General features: G+C 73.3%; 14 protein-coding genes. 10 read left to right on the top strand and 4 right to left on the bottom strand.

The annotated features are described in order from the left end of the window. Window positions 1-39 precede the first annotated feature (39 nt). Window positions 40-1,254, top strand: a complete 1,215-nt coding sequence (locus BLV05_RS15205; RefSeq protein ID WP_046769975.1) for a TerC family protein — start codon at window positions 40-42, stop codon at window positions 1,252-1,254. Window positions 1,255-1,270: 16 nt separating this feature from the next. Here BLV05_RS15205 and BLV05_RS15200 read toward each other — a convergent pair whose 3' ends face one another. Beyond that, window positions 1,271-1,906 carry a vitamin K epoxide reductase family protein gene (locus BLV05_RS15200; protein ID WP_046769896.1) on the bottom strand — a complete coding sequence of 212 codons (636 nt, stop codon included), beginning with the start codon at window positions 1,904-1,906 and terminating at the stop codon, window positions 1,271-1,273. A gap of 118 nt (window positions 1,907-2,024) precedes the next feature. Between BLV05_RS15200 and BLV05_RS15195 the strand changes: the two genes are divergently transcribed. The 5 genes from BLV05_RS15195 to BLV05_RS15175 are packed head-to-tail and all read left to right on the top strand — an operon-like array spanning window position 2,025 to window position 5,941. After that, window positions 2,025-2,750, top strand: a complete 726-nt coding sequence (locus BLV05_RS15195; RefSeq protein WP_052762652.1) for a DUF4129 domain-containing protein — start codon at window positions 2,025-2,027, stop codon at window positions 2,748-2,750. Next, complete coding sequence (locus BLV05_RS15190; RefSeq protein WP_046769897.1) at window positions 2,747-3,211, top strand: hypothetical protein; 465 nt, start codon at window positions 2,747-2,749, stop codon at window positions 3,209-3,211. The genes BLV05_RS15195 and BLV05_RS15190 overlap by 4 nt, the downstream gene beginning before the upstream one ends. Continuing rightward, window positions 3,208-4,185 carry an AAA family ATPase gene (locus BLV05_RS15185; RefSeq protein ID WP_046769898.1) on the top strand — a complete coding sequence of 326 codons (978 nt, stop codon included), beginning with the start codon at window positions 3,208-3,210 and terminating at the stop codon, window positions 4,183-4,185. The genes BLV05_RS15190 and BLV05_RS15185 overlap by 4 nt, the downstream gene beginning before the upstream one ends. Then, window positions 4,182-5,513, top strand: coding sequence for a DUF58 domain-containing protein (locus BLV05_RS15180; RefSeq protein ID WP_046769899.1), 1,332 nt, complete (start codon window positions 4,182-4,184; stop codon window positions 5,511-5,513). The genes BLV05_RS15185 and BLV05_RS15180 overlap by 4 nt, the downstream gene beginning before the upstream one ends. Continuing rightward, the gene (locus BLV05_RS15175) at window positions 5,510-5,941 is read left to right on the top strand and encodes a hypothetical protein (protein WP_046769900.1); all 432 of its coding nucleotides are present in this window, start codon (window positions 5,510-5,512) and stop codon (window positions 5,939-5,941) included. The genes BLV05_RS15180 and BLV05_RS15175 overlap by 4 nt, the downstream gene beginning before the upstream one ends. Window positions 5,942-6,405: 464 nt before the next feature. On the opposite strand, the gene BLV05_RS15170 is transcribed toward BLV05_RS15175, so the two are convergent. Further along, on the bottom strand, window positions 6,406-8,133 hold the full coding sequence (locus BLV05_RS15170; protein WP_046769901.1) for an aminotransferase class V-fold PLP-dependent enzyme: 1,728 nt from the start codon (window positions 8,131-8,133) through the stop codon (window positions 6,406-6,408). Between the two features lie 160 nt (window positions 8,134-8,293). Between BLV05_RS15170 and BLV05_RS15165 the strand changes: the two genes are divergently transcribed. The 3 genes from BLV05_RS15165 (at window position 8,294) to BLV05_RS15155 (ending at window position 13,651) form a co-directional block, all read left to right on the top strand. Continuing rightward, the gene (locus BLV05_RS15165) at window positions 8,294-10,405 is read left to right on the top strand and encodes a PhoX family protein (RefSeq protein WP_046769902.1); all 2,112 of its coding nucleotides are present in this window, start codon (window positions 8,294-8,296) and stop codon (window positions 10,403-10,405) included. 248 nt (window positions 10,406-10,653) lie between these two features. Further along, window positions 10,654-12,789 (top strand): PhoX family protein, encoded by a 2,136-nt coding sequence (locus tag BLV05_RS15160; RefSeq protein WP_046769903.1) that lies wholly within the window; start codon window positions 10,654-10,656, stop codon window positions 12,787-12,789. 127 nt (window positions 12,790-12,916) lie between these two features. Then, window positions 12,917-13,651 carry a cupin domain-containing protein gene (locus BLV05_RS15155; RefSeq protein WP_046769904.1) on the top strand — a complete coding sequence of 245 codons (735 nt, stop codon included), beginning with the start codon at window positions 12,917-12,919 and terminating at the stop codon, window positions 13,649-13,651. Here the strand turns inward: BLV05_RS15155 and BLV05_RS15150 are convergent. Next, window positions 13,640-14,524, bottom strand: coding sequence for an NAD-dependent epimerase/dehydratase family protein (locus BLV05_RS15150; RefSeq protein WP_197683664.1), 885 nt, complete (start codon window positions 14,522-14,524; stop codon window positions 13,640-13,642). The genes BLV05_RS15155 and BLV05_RS15150 overlap by 12 nt on opposite strands. A gap of 101 nt (window positions 14,525-14,625) precedes the next feature. Between BLV05_RS15150 and BLV05_RS15145 the strand changes: the two genes are divergently transcribed. After that, window positions 14,626-16,491 carry a glycerophosphodiester phosphodiesterase gene (locus tag BLV05_RS15145; protein ID WP_046769906.1) on the top strand — a complete coding sequence of 622 codons (1,866 nt, stop codon included), beginning with the start codon at window positions 14,626-14,628 and terminating at the stop codon, window positions 16,489-16,491. 1 nt (window position 16,492) lies between these two features. Here BLV05_RS15145 and BLV05_RS15140 read toward each other — a convergent pair whose 3' ends face one another. Beyond that, window positions 16,493-19,594, bottom strand: coding sequence for a M14 family metallopeptidase (locus BLV05_RS15140; RefSeq protein WP_052762653.1), 3,102 nt, complete (start codon window positions 19,592-19,594; stop codon window positions 16,493-16,495). Between the last annotated feature and the right edge of the window lie 75 nt (window positions 19,595-19,669).

The following is a 19,669-nucleotide window of genomic DNA, read 5'->3' as shown; positions in this document are numbered from 1 at the left end:
AGGCCCCGGCTCTGAGAAGCCAGCCCTAGGGTGTTCGCCATGGAGGTCCCCGGCTGGGTATGGGCACTGACGGTCACCGGCGTCGTCGGGCTGCTCGTGTTCGACTACGTCTTCCACGTCCGCAAGGCGCACGTCCCGACGCTGCGCGAGTCCGCCACCTGGTCCGCCCTGTACGTCGGCATCGCGCTGCTCTTCGGCGTCGGCGTGCTGATCTTCGGCGGCACGACGGAGGGCACGGAGTACTTCGCCGGCTACCTCACCGAGAAGGCGCTGTCGGTCGACAACCTGTTCGTCTTCCTGGTCATCCTGCACAGCTTCCGGGTGCCCCGGGAATACCAGCAGAAGGCGCTGCTGTTCGGCATCACGTTCTCGCTGATCGCCCGGACCGCGCTGATCTTCGTCGGCTCGGCGCTGATCACCACGTTCGCCTGGGTGTTCTACCTGTTCGGGCTGATCCTGCTCGTGACGGCGGGCAACATGCTCAAGCCGCGCGGCGGCGAGCCCGAGGAGGGCGAGAACATCGCCGTCCGCCTCGCCCGGCGGGTCTTCCACACCACCGACGACTACGAGGACGGCCGGCTGTTCACCGTGCGCGACGGACGCCGCGCCATGACGCCGCTGGTCCTGGTGATGGTGGCGCTGGCCGGCACCGACGTGCTGTTCGCGCTGGACTCCATCCCGGCGATCTTCGGGCTGACCCAGAACGTCTACGTGGTCTTCACCGCCGTCGCGTTCTCGCTGCTCGGCCTGCGGCAGCTGTACTTCCTCATCGACGGCCTGCTGGACCGGCTGATCTACCTGGCGTTCGGGCTGGCGGTGATCCTGGCCTTCATCGGCGTACGGCTCATCCTGCACGCCCTGCACGAGAACAACCTGCCGTTCATCAACAACGGCGAGCCGGTCGAGGTGGCCGAGCTCAGCACCGGGCTGTCGCTGGGCGTCATCGTCGTCGTCCTCGTGGTGACGGTGCTCGCCTCGGTGTTCAGCCGCACCGGCCGGGCCCAGACAGCGATCGCCAACGCCCGCCGGCACGCGACCGCCTACCTGGACTCCGAGTACACCGCCGACCCGGGCGAGCGGGAGCGGATCTTCCAGCTGCTGGTGGACGAGAAGGCGGACATCATCGCGCTCGGCCCGAGGTACCGGCAGATGGCGCGCGACGCCGACGGCCTGCTGGAGCTCGTGGAGCGGGCCAAGGCCAGCCACGACGCGGCCGTCGCACGCGGCCAGGCGCCGACCGGCCCGCACCACTGACGCGGGCGCCGCAGCGTCAGAACACGAGGTACCAGCGGTCCCAGAACTCGATGGTGATGAGGATCGCGAGGATGAGGAACCAGACCGTGACGATGAGGCCACGGCTGTCGACGACGGCCCGGCGCAGCCAGCCCGGCGCCTTGAGGTGTCCCTCGGAGAGGTTGTAGCCCGTCGTGTAGACGAAGATCGGGATGGTGACGACCCAGACGACCATGCAGTACGGGCACAGCGCGCCGATGAAGTAGGTGGTCTGGGTGAACAGCCAGGTGACGAACGCCGCGCCGCCCAGCGCGCCGGCGTTGAGGCCGAGCCAGAACCAGCGCGGCAGCTGGACGCGGCTCAGCGCCAGCACACCGACCGTGACGACGATCGGGAACGCCGCGACGCCGATGACCGGGTTCGGGAAGCCGAACAGCGACCCCTGCCAGCTCTCCATGACCGTGCCGCAGGTGACGATGGGGTTGAAGCTGCACGACGGCGTGTAGTCGGGGTCCTCGAGCAGCCGGACCCGCTCGATGATCAGCATCGCCGACGCGAACAGGCCGATCGAGCCGCCGACGGCGAGCAGCCAGCCGAGGACCTTGAGTGAGGCCCGGGTCTCGGGCAGCTCGAACTCGGTCTCCTCGAGGTGTTCCTTCTCCTGCACGGCCATGACTCACCCGGTGTTCGTAGGGATCCGACGGACCATCAACGTACGCTACCCGCCCTGGGTGCCCGGCAACAGATCACGAATCGGTTGCGCACCCCGCCGATATGCGAGGATTGCAGCAATGCACTGGTCAGAGCGACGTCCCACCGGCGGGCCGCTGGCGGCCGCGGTGGTCGCCGTGGCCGCGCTCGTCGTCGTGCTGGCGCTCGCGGCCGGGCCGGTCGACGTCGTGGAGCCCGGCTGGTTCAGCGTCGACGAGCCGTCCACCGAGATCGAGCTCGACCCGCTGCCCACGGCCGAGATGGAGCAGACGGCGCCGCCGCGGTCCGGCGACGAGCCCGGCGGCGTCGACGTGCCGTGGCCGATCGTCCTGGCCATCGCGGCGGCCGCGGCCGCGTACCTCGCCTACTACGTGCTGCGCCGGCTGGTGCCCGAGCTCCGGGCCCGGGCCGCGCGCCGGCGGGCGGCGCTCGGCGGCCACGTCGAGGCGCTGGGCGACCCGGCCGACGAGGCGGCGGAGCTGCGCGACGGCGCCCGCTCGGCCGCGACGGCGCTGGCCGGGCCGGCCCCGGACGCGGTGGAGGCGATCGTCGCGGCATGGCTGGCGCTGGAGTCGGCGGCGGCCGGCAGCGGCGCGCCGCGCGACCCGGCCCAGACGCCGACCGAGTTCACCGCCGCCCTGCTGCGCCGCCACCACGCCGACGAAGACGCCGTCGCCATGCTGCTGGCGCTGTACCACCGGGCCCGGTTCGCGCTGCGTCCCGGCCTCGGCGACGAGGACGTCGCGGCGGCCCGGCGGGCGCTCGAGACGGTGGTCGGGACCCTCGGCACGGCGGATGCACGGTGACCCGCGGGGCGATCGTCCGCGGCCTGCTGCTCGGCGCGGCCGCGGGCGGCTTCGCCTGGCTGTTCGGCGTCCAGGGGCTGCGACCGGCGCTGATCGCCGTCTGCGTGGCCGCGGCGACGGCGGCGGTGCTGAGCATCGCGCCCGGCTGGTACGGCACCTGGCCGGCCCGGCCGCGGACGGCGACCGGCGGCGGCTCCGGGCAGGTCTGGCGGCTGGCCAACCGGCTGCGGCGCTTCGACAACGAGTACGACCCGGCCCTGCAGCACCGGCTGCGCGCGCTCGCGGCCACCCGGCTGCGGCGCCTGGGCATGGAGTGGGACGACCCGCGCGCCGCCGAGGCGCTCGGTCCCGCCGTGCACGCGGCGCTGTCGGAGCCGGTGCGGGCCGGCCTGCGCGACGTCGACGCCGTCGTGACCGCGATCGAACGACTCGACCCACCCCGAGAAGGAGCCGGCACATGACGACGTCCAGCAGCACCGCACTCTCAGTCGCCGAGGTGGCCCGGGTCGGGTCCGCCGTCCTGGACGGCGTCGGGACCGCGGTCGTCGGCATGCGGCGGACGCTGCGCCTGGCGCTCGCGGCGATCCTGGCCGGCGGGCACGTGCTGTTCGAGGACGTGCCGGGCCTGGGCAAGACGCTGGCCGCGCGTAGCCTGTCCGCCGCGCTGGGGCTGGAGTTCCGCCGCCTGCAGTGCACGCCGGACCTGCTGCCCGGCGACGTCACCGGGTCGTTCGTCTGGGACCCCGGCACCCGCGAGTTCGACTTCCGGCCGGGCCCGGTCTTCGCCGGCCTGCTGCTGGCCGACGAGATCAACCGGACGCCGCCGAAGACGCAGTCGGCGCTGCTGGAGGCGATGGCGGAGCGGCAGGTGACGGTCGAGGGCCGGACGTTCCCGCTGCCGCAGCCGTTCCACGTGCTCGCGACGTCGAACCCGGTCGAGTACGAGGGCACCTATCCGCTGCCGGAGGCGCAGCTGGACCGCTTCATGCTGCGGCTGTCGGCGGGCTACCTGGAGCCGCCGGACGAGGCGCAGGTGCTGGCCCGGCGCATCGCCCGGCGGCAGGAGGCGGCCGAGGTCGAGCCGGTCGTCGACGCCGAGACGGTGCGCGGGCTGCAGGCCGGGGTCGAGAGCGTCGACGCCGACCCGTCCGTCGTCGCGTACTGCGTCGACCTCGCCGCCGCGACCCGGCGGCACCGCGCGGTCGAGGTGGGCGCGTCGCCGCGCGGGTCACTCTCGCTGCTGCTGGCCGCCCGGGCGCTCGCCGTGCTGGACGGCCGCGACTACGTGCTGCCCGAGGACGTGAAGGAGGTCGCGGTGTCCGCGCTGGCGCACCGGCTGACCCTCACCCCGGAGGCGTGGACCACCCGCCTGAGCACCGCCGACATCGTCGCCGAGGTGCTCGCCCAGGTTCCCGGCCCGGCCTCGGGCCGATGACCCGCGACTACGTCTGGCGGGCCAGCCCGGCGCTGGCCCGCTCGCTGCTGCTGCCCGCGGTGCTGGCGGCGGCCGGCCTGGCGCTCGGCCGCGCCGACCTCGTCCTGTTCGGCGTCCCGCTGGTCGTGGGCACCGCGCTGGCCCTGGGGACGGCGGCGGAACGGCGGGCGCGGCGGCCACCGCCCGAGGTGCGCGCCGTCGGCCCGCGGATCCTCGACGCCGGCCACCCCGCCCCCGTCGCGGTCCGCATCGGGCCGTCCGACGCGCAGCTGGTCACGGCGGTGCTCCCGCTGGCCGAGCCGGACCGCGAACCGGACGTCGTCGCCGTCGCCGCGCCCGCCGCCGAGCCGCGCCAGCTGGTCGTCGAGGTGACGGCGCCGCGCTGGGGCGCGCAGGAGCTGGCCCGGCCGGACCACCTCGCGGCCGCCGCCGACGGGCTGCTGGTCGCCGGACCGGTCCCCGGGCGGCCGTACACCGCGCAGGTGCTCCCCCGCATCGCGGCCGCGCTGCCGCCCGGGGCACTGCCGCCGCGCCCGGCCGGCATGGTCGGCGCCCACCGCACCCGCCGGCCCGGCGACGGCACCGAGCTGCACGACGTGTCGCCGTTCCTGCCCGGCGACCGGCTGCGGCGCATCGACTGGCGGGTGACGGCGCGCCAGGCCGGCCCGCGCGAGACCCTCTACACCCGGCACACGCTGGTCGACGCCGACGCGGACGTCGTCTGCTGCCTGGACAACCGCTACGACCTGCCCGCCGACGTCGCCGCGTGGCTGGAGCTCGGCGAGCACACGGCGCGGACCGGCCGCACCAGCATCGACGTCGCCGTCGACACCGTCGCGTCGGTCGCGGCCGCCTACATCGACCACGGCGACCGCGTCGGCGTGCTCGACCTCGCCCGCCCGCTCGACCCGGTGCACCTGGGCAGCGGCCGCCACCACCTGCTGCGGCTGCGCACGCACCTCGCCCGGCACACCCACCGGCCCGGGTCCGGCGACGCGCTGCCGGCGCCGCGGCACGCCCCGCGGCTGCCGCCGGGCGCGATCATCGTCGTCACCTCGGTCTTCCTGGACGACGCGCCGGGCACGCTCGCCGTCACGTGGCGGCGGCGCGGGCACCCGGTGCTCGCGGTCGACGTGCTGCCGGCGCCGCTGGTCCTCGACGCGGCCGACGCCGCCACCACGGTGGCCGCCCGGCTGGTGCTGGCCGAACGGCAGGAGCGGATCCGCGCCCTCGAGGCGGGCGGGGTGCCGGTGGGCATGGCCGATCCGGCGGCGCTGGCGCTCAGCCTGGCCCGGCTGCGGCTGATCGCCCGCGGGGTGCGACGGTGACCGCGGCTGCCGTCCCGCCCGGTGCCCTCGGCCCGGTGCTGCCGGGATGGGCGCTGCGCCCGGTGCTGGCCGTCGCCCTGGCGGTGACGATGCTCGGGGTCGCCGGCTGGGCGTCGGCGTCGCCGTTCGCGCTGCTGGTCGCGGCCCTGATCGGTGTCTCGACGGTGGCGCTGCCGGCCTCGCACGCGGCGACGGCGTTCCTCGCGGTGTGCGCGCTGTGCGGGCTGGCCGCCGACGGGGCGATCACCGGCTGGCTGAGCCTCGCCGTCCTCGGCGCCCACGCCACGCACGTCACGGCCGCGCTGGCCGCCGTCGTCCCGGTACGCGCAAGGGTGGAGCGGGCGGCGCTGCTGCCCACGCTGCGGCGCTTCGCCATGGCCCAGGCGGCCGGCCAGCTGCTGGTCCTGCTCGCCTGGGCGGTCTCCTGACGGCCGACCCCGCCGGGTGTTGCCGAGTTGGCCGTCCCCCTGCTGCCCATCTTCTTAGCCGCGACGGTGCGCCTCAAGCGGAGTATGGAGGCGCTTCGCGCCGATGTGGGCCGCTTGAGGCGCACCCTCGCGGTCTAAGTGCCGGCAGCTATCAGGGGGACGGGGAAGAGCGGGCACAGCCCACTCCATTTGCGCCGTTCGCCGGCTCTACGCGTCGGCGTCCTGGGTGTGAGGCGCGTCCTGGGCGTGACGCGCGGGTTCGGGCCTGAACCGGCCGTCGGGCGCGCCTGTGGCCCAGGACGCGCCTCAGACCCAGGACCAGGGCGGGCTGGGTGCTGGTCTGATGTCACGTCCTGGTCCTGTGTCACGCACGAGGCCTGGTAAACGTTTGCGGGCGTGACGGTGGACCAGGACGTGACCTGAGACCAGCACGCGGGCGCAGGCGACCGAGTGAACCGGCCGGATCAGTCCCGCGCGCAGCGGTCGTCGACCAGGACCTCGACCGAGGTGTCGGCCGCCACCACGCACGACGGCGGCAGGACGAACCAGCGCAGCGCCTCGAACTCCTCCGACAGCCCGGTCGGGCCTTCCTCGACGACGTCGGGGCGGGCGGCGAGCACGGCCCGCGCGTCGGAGAGGTGCGCGGCCAGCACGTCCTCGCCGACCCGCTCGTGCCGTTGCGCCCCGACCAGCTCGCCGTCGTCGCCGTAGCGCAGCCCGGTCAGCCGGACCGGCGGCCGCGACGTCCCCTCGCGGTGCCGCCACAGCCCAGTGTGCGGGTCGAACCCGTAGTCGGGCAGCAGCCGGTAGCCGTCGCGGGCGATCAGCTCGACCGCCTCGACCAGGTAGTCGCGCACGGTGTCGGAGACGAAGTAGTTGAAGTTCAGCCGGGTCCAGCCGGGCTTGATGCCCTCGCAGCCGACGCCCACGACGTCGCGGAAACCGCGCGACTCGTCCGGGCCGACGGACAGCAGCCGGTGGCCGTACGGACCGGCGCACGAACAGCCGCCCCGCGCCTGGATGCCGAAGAGGTCGTTGAGCAGCGCGACGACGAAATTGTGGTGCAGGAAGCGGTCACCGTGGCGCAGGCGGAACGACACGATCGACAGCCGGGGCACGTCGCGGTTGCCGAGCACGTCGATCTGCGCGACGTCGTTCCACCGCCGCAGCGCGTAGCGCCAGAGCGCCTCCTCGCGCTCCTGGATGAGGTCGGTGCCGACGGCGTCCTTGAGTCCGAAGACCAGCCCGGCGCGGATCGACTCGACGATGGCCGGGGTGCCGCCCTCCTCGCGGGCGACCGGGTCGTCGAGGTAGCGGTGCTCGTCGGGGCTGACGAACTCGACGGTGCCGCCGCCGGGGACGGTCGGGACCTCGTTCTGCACCAGCGCGCGGTCGACCACCAGCACGCCGGGCGTCTGCGGCCCGCCGACGAACTTGTGCGGCGACAGGAAGATCGCGTCCTTGTGGTCGCCGGCGCCGGGCGCGCTCTCGGCCATGCGGATCGGGACGTACGGCGCGGCGGCCGCGTAGTCCCAGAACGACAGCGCGCCGTGCTCGTGCAGCAGCGCCGCGATGCGCTCAGTGTTCGTCAGCACGCCGGTGACGTTCGACGCGGCGGAGAAGCTGCCGATGCGCAGCGGCCGGTCGGCGTGGGCGCGCAGCAGCTCGTCCAGCTGGTCGAGGTCGATGTGGCCGTCGGCGTCGGTGTCGACGGCGACGACGTCGGCGATGGTCTCGCGCCACGGCAGCTCGTTGGAGTGGTGCTCGTACGGCCCGACGAACACGACCGGCCGGTTCTGCGGGACGTCGTACAGGACGCCGTGCCGCTTCGGCGCGCCAGCCGGCAGCCGCAGCTCCAGGATCGCGATCAGCTTGTTGACCGCGGACGTGGCGCCGGACCCGGTGAACACGACCAGGTGGTCGTCCGTACCACCGACCGACGATCGGATGGTGCGGCGGGCGTCCTCGCGCAGCAGGGTGGTCTGCAGCCCGGTGCCGGAGCTCTCGGTGTGCGTGTTGGCGTACAGGGGCAGCACCTGCTCGCGGACGAAGTCCTCGATGAAGTCCAGCGACCGGCCCGAGGCCGTGTAGTCGGCGTAGGTCATGCGGCGCGCGCCGTACGGCCCGTGCAGCACCTCGCCCTCGCCGATGATGCCGCTGCGGATCCGCTCGATCAGCGACGTCGTGATCATGCCGGCCCCCTCTCCCGTGTCTCCAGCATGCACGCTCGGCGGCCGGCCGCGCACCTGAGAAACGGTTGGCCGACGTTTCGTGACTTTCTGGTAGCCAACGGGTGAATGTTTACCTACGCTGTGACACCACGTCGTGCGCCGCCGGTGGAGGGAGTCACCCATGCCCACTCGTGATGACGGCCCCGGCCGGCGGCCGCTGCTCCCGCTGGCCGACGCCAACCGCGGCGGCCGCAGCGCCATGACCTGCCGGTATCGCTGCGCCGACGCGTGCGCACACGAGCCGCCCAACACCAGCGACAACGCCTATTTCGGCGACGTCGTCGAGCAGGCGGTGAGCCGCCGGGGCCTGCTCCGGGGCGGTGCCGCGGCAGCCGCCGTCGTCGTGGGGTCCGGGGCTACCGGCGCGCTCAGCGCAGTCGCGGCGGACGTCGCCACCCCGCCCAGGCCGGACCACCCGCACGGCCCCGAGTACGGCCGTCCGGTCGGCTTCCGCCCCGTCGGCGACAACACCGTCGACGCCGTGGTCGTCCCCAACGGCTATGACTGGTCGGTCACCGTCGCGTGGGGCGAGCCGGTGCTGCGCGGCGCCCCGGAGTTCGACTTCGAGGCCCAGACCGCCGCCGCCCAGCGCGAGCAGTTCGGCTACAACTGCGACTTCGTGGCCGTCCTGCCGCTCGACCGCCGGTTCGAGCGTGCGCTGCTCTGGGTGAACCACGAGTACACGAACGAAGAGCTGATGTTCCGCGGCTGGACCGACGCGGCCGGCGCCACGGAGGAGCAACTGCGCATCGCGATGGCCGCACACGGCGGGTCGATCGTCGAGATCGAGCGGGTCGGCGACACCGGCGAGTGGCGGCCGGCCGGCGGCAGGCGGCGGCACAACCGGCGCATCCACGCGGGCACGACGTTCCGGGCCACCGGGCCGGCCGCGGGCAGTCCGCTGCTGCGCACCGGCGCCGACCCGTCCGGCGCGACGGTCCTCGGCATGCTCAACAACTGCGCCGGCGGCACCACGCCGTGGGGCACCGTCCTGACCGGCGAAGAGAACGTCAACCAGTACTTCGGCGCCTCCGCCGCCGTCACCGACCCCACCACGGCCGCGCGGTACGCCCGCTACGGCATCCGCACGGCCGCCGGCACCGAGCGCGCCTGGGAACGGGTCGAGCCGCGCTTCGACGTCGCCCGCGAACCGAACGAGCCGAACCGGTTCGGCTGGGTCTGCCAGATCGACCCGTACGACCCCCGCTCGACCCCGCAGAAGCTGACCGCACTGGGCCGGTTCAAGCACGAGGGCGCGACGACGGCGCTGACGGCCGACGGCCGGGTCGCCGTCTACATGGGCGACGACGAGCGGTTCGAGTACGTGTACAAGTTCGTCTCGTCGGGCCGGTTCCGCGACGGCGGCTCGTCCCGCGACCGCCGGCACAACCTGACCCTGCTCGAGGACGGCGACCTCTACGTCGCGCGGTTCACCGGCGACAGCCCGCCCGCGGAGATCGACGGCTCCGGCCGGCTGCCCTCCGACGGGCTGTTCGACGGCACCGGCCAGTGGCTGCCGCTGGTCGTCGGCGGTGCGAGCCGGGTCGACGGCATGAGCGTCGAGGAGGTGCTGGTGTTCACGCGGCTGGCCGCCGACACCGCCGGCGCCACCAAGATGGACCGCCCCGAGGACGTCGAGCCGCACCCCGTCACCGGCACCGTGTTCATGGCGCTGACCAACAACGACCGCCGCACCCCCGCCCAGGCCGACGAGGCCAACCCGCGGGCCACCAACCGCTTCGGCCACGTCCTCGCCCTGGACGAGGACGGCGGCGACGCGGCGGCGCTGACGTTCACGTGGTCGATCGTGCTGGTCGCCGGCGACCCCGACGACCCGTCCACCTACTACGCGGGCTTCGACAAGACGCAGGTCAGCATGATCAGCTGCCCCGACAACATCGCCTTCGACCCCTCCGGCCGGCTCTGGCTCGCCACCGACGGCATGCCCGGCTCGGTCGGCGTCAACGACGGCATGTACGTCATGCCCCTCGACGGCGACGACGCCGGCCACCTGCGCCGTTTCGCCTCCGTCCCGGTGGGCGCGGAGTGCTGCGGGCCCTGCCTCACCCCCGACGGCCGCACCGCGCTGCTCGCCGTCCAGCACCCCGGCGAGGAGGACGACGCCTCCCCCGAGGCGCCCGCCTCGACCTTCCCCTACGGCGACCAGCCGCGCCCGTCGGTCGTCACTGTCTGGCGGACCAGCCCCACCGGCGGGCCCTTCATCGGCGACTGACGGTTCGCCCCGAGCCCCGGGGGTGGGAGGGGCGTGGGCCGGCGCCCCTCGTCCGCGGCGCCGGCCCCGTCCCACCCCTCCCGAGTCAATGCCATCACTTCGGGCAAACCTGCTGGTCAGAGGTTTAGCGAAGGCTTGCCTAACTCATGCGCCCTTTACCTTCTGTTCGTTCCGATGTGGTGGCTCCAGCTCGCACCTGTTCCTAGGTTCTGGTGAGTACGTGCCGCAGAAGTGACGAAGGGACTCCCATGCCCGAACCCGAAGGCGCCGAGCGCCGCCGCCTGTTGCCCCTGGTCGGCGGTGTTCACGGCGGCCGCAGCGCCATGACGTGCAAGTACCGCTGCGCCGACGCCTGCTTCCACCCGGTGCCGAACGAGAGCGACAACGAGTACTTCGGCGACATGGTGAACAAGGCGATGTCGCGACGCGGCCTGCTGCGCAGCGGCGCGGTCGCCGCGCTGGTCGTCGGGTCGGGTGTCGGGAGCGGTGCGCTGGCCGCGGCCGCCGCGCCGGCGAGCGCCAGCACCACGTCCTCGGGCCCGAAGCCGCCGAGCCCGCACTTCCCGGACCTGCCCGAGCGCGGCCACCCCGTCGGCTTCCGCTCCGTCGGCGACAACACCCTCGACACCATCGTGGTGCCCAACGGCTACGACTGGTCGGTGACGGTGGCCTGGGGCGACCCGATCCTGCCGGGCGCGCCGGAGTTCGACTTCGACAACCAGACCGAGGCCGCCCAGCTGAAGCAGTTCGGCTACAACTGCGACTTCGTGGCGATCCTGCCGCTGGACCGCAACTTCACCAAGGGCCTGCTCTGGGTGAACCACGAGTACACCAACGAGGAGCTCATGTTCCGCGGCTGGACCGGCGTCGCCGGCGTCACCGTGGACCAGCTGAAGATCGTCCAGGCCGCGCACGGCGGCTCGGTCGTCGAGCTCGAGCGGGTCGGCGAGACCGGCGAATGGCTGCCCGTCGACGGCCGCCGCCGCTACAACCGCCGCATCCACACCAAGACCGAGTTCCTGGTGACGGGCCCCGCGGCCGGCAGCGACCTGCTGAAGACCAGCGCCGACCGCACCGGCAAGAAGGTCCTCGGCATGCTGAACAACTGCGCCGGCGGCACCACCCCGTGGGGCACCATCCTCTCGGGCGAGGAGAACTTCAACCAGTACTTCGGCGCGTCGGCGGCCATCACCGACCCGACCGTCGCCGCCCGGAACGCCCGCTACGGCCTGCGCACCACCGCCGGCACCGAGCGCGCCTGGGAGAAGACGAACAAGCGCTTCGACCTCGCGCAGGAGCCGAACGAGCCCAACCGGTTCGGCTGGATCGTCGAGATCGACCCGTTCGACCCCGACTCGACTCCGCGCAAGCACACCGCGCTGGGCCGCATGAAGCACGAGGGCGCCACCATCTCGCTCGCCGAGGACGGCCGCGCCGTCGCCTACATGGGCGACGACGAGCGCTTCGACTACGTGTACAAGTTCATCTCGAAGAACAAGTACCGCTCGGGCAGCAGCAAGCGCGACCGCGACTCGAACCTGCGCCTGCTCGAGGAGGGCGACCTCTACGTCGCCAAGTTCACCGGCGACAGCCCGGCCGGCGAGATCGACGGCTCCGGCCGGGTCCCCTCGGACGGCGCCTTCGACGGCACCGGCCAGTGGATCCCGCTCGTGGTCGGCGGCCAGAGCAAGGTCCAGGGCATGTCGGTCCAGGAGGTCCTCACCTTCACGCGTCTCGCGGGCGACCGCGTCGGCGCCACGAAGATGGACCGCCCCGAGGACGTCGAGCGCAACCCCGTCACCGGCACCATCGTGATCGCGCTGACGAACAACACCTCGCGCAACGCCACCACCGGCGTCGACGAGACCAACCCGCGGTTCGCCAACAAGTGGGGCCACGTCGTCGGCATCGACGAGACCGGCAACGACGCGGCGGCGCTGACGTTCACCTGGAACGTCATCATGCTCGCGGGTGACCCCAACGACCCGTCGACCTACTACGGCGGCTTCGACAAGACGCAGGTCAGCCACCTGTCCTGCCCGGACAACGTGGCCTTCGACCCGGCCGGCAGGCTGTGGATCTCCACCGACGGCATGCCCGGCGCCAGCGGCATCGCCGACGGCCTGTTCGTCGTGCCGGTCGAGGGCGACGACAAGGGCCACGTCCGCCGGTTCGCCTCGGTGCCGCGCAACGCCGAGGCCTGCGGCCCGTTCATCACGCCCGACGGCCGCACCGCCACCATCGCGGTGCAGCACCCGGGTGAGGGCAGCGGCGCCTCGCCGGACAACCCGATCTCGACGTTCCCGTACGGCGACCAGCCGCGGCCGTCGGTCGTCACCGTCTGGCGCAAGAGCCCCGGCAACGGGCCGTTCATCGGCGACTGACGCCCAGCACCAGGAACCATCCGCAGGCAGAGAGCCCCGGCGCCATCCAGGCGTCGGGGCCCTTTCGCGTCGGTCACTCGCCAACTAGGGTGGAGAGCGCTTTCCATCTGACGTCAGGAGGTTCCGCATGGGTGCAGGGCGGCCGGGGTTCCCGGGCGGTACGGCGGTCAGCCACCTGACGGTCTACGACTGGCCGGGGACGGACGGGCTGGCCGGCGGGTCGCCGCACCTGCACACGGCGTCGGGCGAGGGCTACGTGGTCGTCGGCGGCAGCGGCCGGCTGCAGACACTGAGCCGCGACGGCGCCGCCGACCACCCGCTGGCGGCCGGCACCGTGCTGTGGTTCACGCCGGGGACGGTGCACCGGCTGGTCAACGACGGCGGGCTGCAGATCGTCGTGGTCATGCAGAACGCCGGGCTGCCCGAGGCCGGCGACGCCGTCTTCACCTTCCCCGACGACGTGCTGGCCGACCCGGACCGGTACGCCGCGGCCGCCGCGTTGCCGGGCGGCGACGGGGACGGCGGCGAGGACGCCGTCGCCACCGCCGCCCGGCGCCGCCGCGACCTCGCGCTCGAGGGGTACGCCGAGCTGCGCGCCGGCGGTCCGGCCGCGCTGGACCGCTTGCACGCCCGTGCCGGTGCGCTGGTGGCGGCCAAGGCCGCAGGCTGGCGGGCGACGTGGGAACAGGCCGTCCTGGCCGGCGTCGACGAAACCGGCCGTGCGCTGACGGCGCTGGCGCGCGGCGACGCGTCGCACCTGGCCGGCGCGTCCGTGCACGTCGGCGAGCGGCGCGAGCAGCCCTACCGGTACGGCATGTGCGGCCGGCTGCGCACCTGGGACGTCGCCGCGCTAACGGGGTAGGTCATGCACCGGCAGGTCGGCCAGCCGCGTCGCCGTGAACCCGATGAGGTCGCGGGCGGCGGACAGGTCGACCGGCGCCTGCCGCCCGGCGAACGTCGCCCGCCGCGGCACATCCGGGTGGAACGCGGCCAGCAGCTGCTCCGTCGGATACGGCGTGGAGTTCTCCGGCGCGGCGACGAAGACCGTGTGCGCGCCCGGCCGGGTCGGCCTCAGCGCCAGCTCGGCCGCCCGGGCGGCGTCGCGGGTCTCGAGGTAGAGCCACAGGTCGGGCGCGGCGTGGCCGGGGTCGGCGGCGATCTTGTCCAGGTAGCCGGGCAGCCGGTCGTCGTCGGCCGCGTCGTCGCCGAACCCGCCGACCATCGGGAACCGCAGCGCCACGACGTCCATGCCGTGGCGGCGGTGCATGGCCTGGGCGGTCAGCTCGTCGACCACCTTGGACAGCGAGTACGGGTCGGCGGCGCGGCTGGGCAGGCGTTCGTCCAGCGGCAGGTACTCGGGGTGCGCGGGCTGCTGCGGCCCGTAGCGGTAGCCGAGCGCGTTGATGCTGCTGGCGATGACGGCGTTGCGCACGCCCCGCTCCCCCGCGGCGTCGAGGACGGCGAACGTGGCGGCGGTGTTGCCGGCGAAGACCGCGTCGGGCGAGCCGAGCTCCGGCGCCGGGATCGCGGCCAGGTGCACGACGGCGTCGACGCCGTCGAGGGCGGCCAGCACCACGTCGCGGTCGGTCGCGTCGCCCACGACGACGCGGCCCGCCCGCAGATCGCCGGGGTCTTCGAGCACCAGCGCGGTGACCTCGTACCCGGCCTCGGCGAAGTGGCGGCAGGCGGTGCGGCCGATGAGGCCCGCGGCGCCGGTGATGAGTACTCGGGTCACGAGCGCCCATCCTCTCATCCGGCGTTCTCACCCTGTGTTCAACCGGCATTCAGTGACGATCCGTAGCATCCCGGAGACCCCCAACCCTCCCAGGAGGATCCGTGCGACTCCCCCGCCTGTCCGTACTGCTCGCCGCGGCGCTGCCCGCGGCGGCGCTCGTCGCCCTGCCCGCCGCGGCCGAACCCGCGACTGACGAGCCCGCGGTCGTCCTGACCGAGGACTTCTCCGGCGGGACGATCCCGGCCGGCTGGACCGCCGTCGAAGGCCAGTGGACGGTGACCGACGGCCGGCTGGTCGGCGTCAGCACGTCGTCGAACCAGCTCTCGCGCATCACGTTCGGCCCGCACCTGCGCAACTACCGGGTCGAGGCGACGGTCCGGTTCGAGCAGGTCATCAACGCCGCCCGGTGGGCCGCCGTCGGCCTCGACATCGCGCCTCACGGTGCCACGCCCTGGTGGATCGCGACGATGCGCAGCGGTTCGACGGCGTCCAACGGCCTCGAGTTCGCGCAGCGCACGACGTCGGACGCGTGGAACGTCACCAACACCGCCGCCGCGCCGCACGCCGCCGGCACCGGCCGCGACGTGCGCGTCGCCGTCGAGGTGCGGGGCAGCCGGGCCACCTGGATCTTCGACGGCCAGGAGGTCATGCGCACCAGCGCGCTGCAGCGCTCCGAGGCCGGTGTGCTGGGACTGCTCGCCAACGGCGGCACCGTATCCTTCGACGACGTCGTCGTCACGGAGCTGGAGGAGGAGCCGGTGATCCGTCCGGTCGGCCCGGAGTCCACGCCGGCCGTCGTGGCGCACCGCGGCTACTCGTCGGTCGCGCCCGAGAACACCCTCGCCGCGGTCGAGTCCGCGCTGCGCACCGGCGCCGACTACGTCGAGGTCGACGTCGCCAGCAGCGCCGACGGCGTGCCGATCATCCTGCACGACAACACGCTGGACCGGACGACCGACGGCACCGGCGCGCTGCCGACCGTCACGTCGGACTACATCGACGGCCTCGACGCCGGCTCGTGGTTCTCGACGGCGTTCACCGGCCAGCCGGTGCCGACGCTGCTGGACGTGCTGGAGCTGATGAAGGGCCGGGCGCCGGTCCTGCTGCTGGAGGTCAAGGGCCCGGAGACGTACGCCGAGCTGGAGCTCATCGTCGGCCAGCTGCGCGAGGAGGGGCTGATCGAGCAGACCCTGCTGCAGAGCTTCGACGTGCAGGTGCTGCGCGACGTGCGGGCGATCGAGCCCGAGCTGCGGCTGGGCCTGCTGCGCTCCAGCCTCGACGCCGACCCGGTGGCGATCAGCCAGGAGCTGGGCGTCGTCGCCTACAACCCGGCCTGGACGGCGCTGCAGACCCGCACCGACGTCGTCGAGGACCTGCACGCCGCCGAGATCGCCGTCATGCCGTACACGATCGACGACCCCGCCCAGTGGGCGATCCTGCGCGACCTCGGCGTCGACGGCGTCATCACCAACAAGCCGGGCGAGCTGGTCGGCTGGAACGCGCGGCACGTGCAGACGGTGCCTGACGAGCCGACCGTCGCGTTCGCGGCGCCGGCCGACGGCGCGGAGCTGACCCGCGGCGACGTGCTGGTGCCGGCGGTGACGTCGGAGCGCGCGGAGTCGATCGTGCTCACGCTGGACGGCGATGAGGTCGCCGAGGGCGCCGCGATCGCCGTCGACACCCTGGCCGCCGGCGAGCACACGCTCGAGGTGACGGTCACGGGCGTCAACGGGACCGCCACCGCGACCACCACGGTGACGGTGCAGCCGTCGGCGGCCGGCCTGGTGCGGCTGTCCACCGGCCCGGACGTCGTCCGCACGCTGCGCGACCAGCTGCTGCGCGCGATCGACCGGTCCGACTGGATCAGGGTCGCCTCGATCGCCGAGAGCGGCGTCGGCGGCGACCAGCTGCCGGCCGAGCTGGCCGCGCTGATCGCCGCCGACGCACGTTCGCTCCAGGCGCTCTAGGTCATCGGAGCAGGTGGTCGAGCGCGGCGCCCATGACGGCGGCGCGCTCGGCCGCGCTCTCGATGCCCTCCAATCCGAACCCGGCGTAGAGCGAGCCGGGCGTCGCCGTCACCGCCGCCTCCGGGAAGCCGCCGGCCGTCGTGCGGACGTAGTCGTTGGCGTTCGGCGCGCTGCCCTCGGGCGGGCCGGGCACCGCCCAGCCGCCGAGATCGGTCTCGAACGACGTGTTCCCGTCGCCGGTGCTGACGGCGATGTCGTCGACGAACACGCCCAGGCCCTGGACCGCCCAGTCGCTGGCGTAGCTGATCGACACCTCGACGTCGCCGCCGGCGTACGCGGACAGGTCGACCTCCCACTCCTGCCAGCCGCCGGAGTTGCCGGACGCGGCGTTCCACTCGCCGGTCGTGCCGGTGGGCAGGCAGGTCTCGTCGTCGACGATGGTCTGGTAGTGGTCCAGCCTCGGGTGCAGCGTGTTCCAGCCGGCCGGGCAGCTGCCGTTGGCGGGAAGGTCCTGCGTCGTGTGCCCGTTCGCGTCCGGCAGCGTGGTCCAGTCGTCGGTGCCGGCCGGGCGCGCCTCGACGAACAGGTGGTCCCAGACGGTCTCGGTGTCGTACGACGTCCAGAACGACAGCGTGGCGCCGCCGGCCGGGACGCTGATCGTGTTCGTCAGCCGCTTGAACGAGACGTCGCCGATCTGCGAGTAGGCGTAGAAGTCACCGGTGTGCGGCTCGAACGGTCCGCCCTCGCGGTCCCAGCGGGCCGCGACCCAGCTGTCGAACTGCGGGTAGGCGTCGGGGTCGAGGACGCCGCTGGTGACGACCTGCGAGTTGCTGTGGTCCTGGTTCCCGGCCGGGTCGAAACCCCAGGCCAGGCCGTCGAACGGGCCCTCCTCGGAGCCGAGGACGTCGAGCAGGCCGTCCTCGGTCGTGCCGGCGTTGTCGACCACCAGGTAGGCGCCGAGCCAGTACTGCAGCACGTCGTTGGTGAGGTCGCCGGAGCCGGCCAGCACCTTGCACCGCGCGCGGACCACCGGGTCGGCGGTGCACTGGGCGTTCGCCGCCGTCGGGTCGTACGCCTGCAGCCCGAGGTTCTGGGTGTACTGACTACCGGCGTACTTGCCGGTGTAGAGCACCCGGCCGCCCTCGTTGAGGAAGTCGCGGACCTCCAGCAGCTCGTCCATCGCCAGCCGCGACGCGTTGGTTGCCGCCCAGCCCGGCTCGCGCGTGACGACGTCGTCGCCGGTGTACCAGACGACGGCGTCGTAGTGCGACAGCACACCCAGGGCGTCTGGCGCGATCCGGCCGCGGGCGTCGACGTCGTACACGTCGTAGCCGACGCCGTTCGCCGTCAGCGCCTCCTCGTAGGCGGCCAGGTGGTGCGGCCCTCCGGGCGGCTGCACCGGCGACGCGCCGGTGTAGTCCTCGGCGGCCAGGACCAGCACGTCGTTCGCCGACTCCTCGACCGCGGCGTAGGTGAACGAGTCGCTGGTCTCGCCGCCGCCCTCGAACCACACCTCGACGGAGTCGCCCGGGTCGGTCCCGGTGACGATGCCGCTCATGACCCGGTAGTAGACGGCGGTGCTGCCGCCGTAGCGGTCGCCGCCCTTCCACTCCTCGGTGGGCGCGCTGATCACGGCGCCGCCGTTGACGCGGTACTTCAGCGTCACCTCGCCGAGGTCGCGCTTGGCCAGCACCCGCACCTCCTGCGGGTCGCCGTAGGAGTAGTCGAAGGTGAAGTTCGCCTGCGGCAGCCCGGTCTTGTAGGTGTCCTCGCTCTGCAGGTAGAACGGCTTGGTGGTCAGGCCGAGGTGCGACACCGGGTCGTCCGGGTCGGCCGCGGACTTCGCGACGTCGAGGGCGAACGGCAGCACCTTCTCGAACTCGGCCTGGATCAGCTCCTCGTCGTCGGGGAAGACGAACCCGCTGCCGGGGATCCCCTCGCCCAGCTCCGGCGTCCAGGCCAGCGTGCCTTGCTGCGCGTGCGCGAAGTCGGTGGTCTCGCCGTTGGTCACGTAGAGCACGTCCGACGACAGCCCGGGCTCCCAGCCGGGAATCGCCGGCTGGTCCCAGTTGCCGGACAGCGCGTAGTAGATCGGGTCGTCCGCGCTGGGCGTGCCGATCTGCCAGCCCTCCGGGTAGATGAGCCACTCGCCGGTGGAGTGCCAGTTCACCTGGAAGGCGAAGCCGACCCGGTCGTGCAGCGCCATCATGGCCTGCGTCTCCGGCTCGGAGCCGGCCGCCGGCCCGCGGTAGGTGTCGCTGGAGATCAGTGACGACGAGCCCTCCTCGTCGTAGCGGAAGTGCTCGGGGTAGTTGCGGTTCGGGTCGACGCCGTCGAGCACGGAGACGGCGCCGTCGCCGTCGTTGTCGCGCAGGTTCTTCCGCCACAGCCGCTCGGCGTCGAACGTGTGCTGGTAGCCGTCCGGGTTCGAGACGAGCACGAACCAGTACTCGTTGCGGCGCAGCATGCTGCGGACCTCGCGGTCGTTGGACCGCCAGCGGTCGACCAGGTGGTGCATCAGCCGCCGGTTGACCTCGCCGGAGATCCACTCGCGGGCGTGCTGCAGCGAGCTGTAGAGCACGGCGGGGCGGGTGCCGTCGGCGATGCCGCGCGCGCCCTGGGTCAGCTTGATCGCCAGGATCTCGCGGCCGTTGTACGTCTCGCCGATGACGACCAGTTTGGCGATCTGCGGGTTGCGCCGGGCCAGGTCGTACAGCTCGTCGCTCAGCCCGCCGTCCTCGTCCCAGGACCGCCAGACGTTGTAGCCGGCGGCGGCCTGCCGGGCGGCGGCCTCGCTCGCGCTGAGCCCGTCGGCGTTGCGCTTCACCTGGACGTCGACGCCGCGGCCGCGCAGCGCCCGCACCTCGTCGTCGGTGAGCACCAGGTCCATGCTGACGCCGGTCGCGGTCGGCTCCGCCGCGGTGACGTCGAGGCCGTCGGCGCTGATCTCGGCCGCCTGCTGGGCGGTGACGTCGGCGGTGTACGCCTCCAGCTCACCGCCGTCGTCGGCGTCCGCACCGCTGGTGACCAGCAGCGAGACGGCCAGCGCGGCGGCGGAGGCGGCGGCGAGCAGACGGCGTGGCGCGATACGGCGTGGAGGCATGCTGGACTCCTTCGTCCGAGACGACCGTGGTCGTGAACGAACTCGAGAGCCGGGGCCGACTGCGGTCAGGCGCCC

Origin of the sequence: Jiangella alkaliphila, assembly GCF_900105925.1 — a bacterium.
GTDB classification, from domain to species: domain Bacteria; phylum Actinomycetota; class Actinomycetes; order Jiangellales; family Jiangellaceae; genus Jiangella; species Jiangella alkaliphila.
This window is presented reverse-complemented; position numbering and strand designations above follow the sequence as displayed.

Bases quoted from the DNA above. Each gene is read 5' to 3' on its own strand.
- BLV05_RS15160 (WP_046769903.1), top strand. From the start codon at position 10,654: ATGCCCGAACCCGAAGGCGCCGAGCGCCGCCGCCTGTTGCCCCTGGTC.
- BLV05_RS15140 (WP_052762653.1), bottom strand. From the start codon at position 19,594: ATGCCTCCACGCCGTATCGCGCCACGCCGTCTGCTCGCCGCCGCCTCC.
- BLV05_RS15180 (WP_046769899.1), top strand. From the start codon at position 4,182: ATGACCCGCGACTACGTCTGGCGGGCCAGCCCGGCGCTGGCCCGCTCG.
- BLV05_RS15170 (WP_046769901.1), bottom strand. From the start codon at position 8,133: ATGATCACGACGTCGCTGATCGAGCGGATCCGCAGCGGCATCATCGGC.
- BLV05_RS15155 (WP_046769904.1), top strand. From the start codon at position 12,917: ATGGGTGCAGGGCGGCCGGGGTTCCCGGGCGGTACGGCGGTCAGCCAC.
- BLV05_RS15195 (WP_052762652.1), top strand. From the start codon at position 2,025: ATGCACTGGTCAGAGCGACGTCCCACCGGCGGGCCGCTGGCGGCCGCG.
- BLV05_RS15165 (WP_046769902.1), top strand. From the start codon at position 8,294: ATGCCCACTCGTGATGACGGCCCCGGCCGGCGGCCGCTGCTCCCGCTG.
- BLV05_RS15205 (WP_046769975.1), top strand. From the start codon at position 40: ATGGAGGTCCCCGGCTGGGTATGGGCACTGACGGTCACCGGCGTCGTC.
- BLV05_RS15185 (WP_046769898.1), top strand. From the start codon at position 3,208: ATGACGACGTCCAGCAGCACCGCACTCTCAGTCGCCGAGGTGGCCCGG.
- BLV05_RS15200 (WP_046769896.1), bottom strand. From the start codon at position 1,906: ATGGCCGTGCAGGAGAAGGAACACCTCGAGGAGACCGAGTTCGAGCTG.